Source organism: Allorhodopirellula heiligendammensis, from assembly GCF_007860105.1.
GTDB lineage: Bacteria > Planctomycetota > Planctomycetia > Pirellulales > Pirellulaceae > Rhodopirellula > Rhodopirellula heiligendammensis.
This window is the reverse complement of sequence record NZ_SJPU01000033.1, coordinates 1-1484: the sequence shown is the minus strand read 5'-3', so window position 1 is coordinate 1484 and position 1484 is coordinate 1. Positions and strand designations below refer to the sequence as shown.

Sequence of the window (1484 nt, the reverse complement as noted above, 5' to 3'; positions counted from 1 at the left end):
CACTTACGGGCGAGCGACCGAAAAAAGCCTCCGGCAAACGGCACCTCACCTCCACCAGCGGAAAAACAATGAAGTAAGACAAAAAACAACCCAACACCACTTGTCAAACCTTGGACTTCATAGTCGGTACCGATCAGCCGGCGGCGACGGTTGATCATCCACTTCAAAACGCCCGACTTCGCCGCTCGGTTGCATCGGATGGTTCGCCGAATTCGTGTTCACGGACGCGGATCGGAATACCGCCGAACAAAGTATAGCGTCTTGGTCTTCGAATCGTGGTAGCAGGTCAATCGATCGTTTCGATATCCAACCCCATCTACGGAAATGTTCGCATCCGGCAGGTACGGTGAGATGTAGCCACCGGTGATGTCTTCACTCAGGGAATGATGTGCGACAAGGTCATTTATAAATTCGCGGTCGGCAATACACGCCCCCACCGTAGTGATGCCATCATTGAAGGAATCGGTCTCTCGGAGCCGAATAATTTTGACGTCTGTCGGTATCTCGACATCAAGTGCCCATTCGAGCCGTGCGAGCGGAGTCGATTGAGAGTAGGCAAACCACATCAGGGCCCCAAATAGGACGCACATGGCCAACCAGGCGATGGCACGTCGACCCCGCCGAGCAACCATTGAAAACGGCATTGTCGAAAGCATCGCAATTGGCACAAGCATTGGGAGCCCCAACACAAACCAGCCCGCAGTTTTTCGTCCATCCCCTGCTAAAGCAGTGCTGAAGTCCATGGAGGACATTCCGATCCACGCCCACCCAAGGAATGCGGTAATGCCGACTGCAGTGATGGAAATTGGATGAAAGCGTTTCAATGCGTGCGGATGCCCACGGATTCAGGTCGGCGAACGTCAGACATCACGGGGGACGGAGAGTTGACTATCCATCTTAGCAAGAGCTGCAAGCCGTCCTTCGGTGCATGTGTACGCCCGACATGGGCGTGAACTTGTGGGGTGCCGCTTCCTTCGGGAAGCCAGTCCCCTGTACGAAAACGGAACTTGAACGAAGGACAGCATACCAAATGTAATCGATCAAGAAGAAGTACTAGGCGAAGGCAACTGCGGCGAGGTGACGAACAGAAACGTCGTGGAGGCAGGCGGATGTTGAGGCGAGTGGCCCCATGACCACGAAGCCGTTTTCCGACAACGTCCGTTTGTAGGCGACGCACTTGCGCAGCGAAAGTTCACGTCCCTTATTCGGGGAGATCTGTAAGCGTACCCGTGAGTAAGGCTTGACCTGAAAGGGGGGCGACCGGGGTGACCCGACTCGTGCGAGCAGAAGTCAGCAGAGGTCGTAGTACCGCACTTCTTCGCAGCCAGCGAAGACGGGAAGGACTGAACGTTTCTTGGAACTACGACGGTACTTTCAAGGATGGATTGGCTACTTTCATTACGGCCTACGCAAGACGCAGTTGCAGTATCTCGACAAATGGATTCGACGGCGCATCCGCGCTTGCTACTGGAAACAGTGGTACC

The 1484-nt window shown here is 54.6% G+C and carries 2 protein-coding genes; one reads left to right on the top strand and one right to left on the bottom strand.

All coding sequences use genetic code 11. The annotated features are described in order from the left end of the window. Nucleotides 1–218 precede the first annotated feature (218 nt). Entirely contained in the window at nucleotides 219–743 is a 525-nt protein-coding gene (locus Poly21_RS26830; RefSeq protein ID WP_146410138.1) for a hypothetical protein, read from the bottom strand. Between the two features lie 611 nt (nucleotides 744–1354). On the opposite strand from Poly21_RS26830, the gene Poly21_RS28430 reads away from it, so the two are divergent. Beyond that, a partial coding sequence (locus Poly21_RS28430; protein ID WP_367302589.1) for a group II intron maturase-specific domain-containing protein occupies nucleotides 1355–1484 on the top strand: 130 nt, incomplete at its 3' end.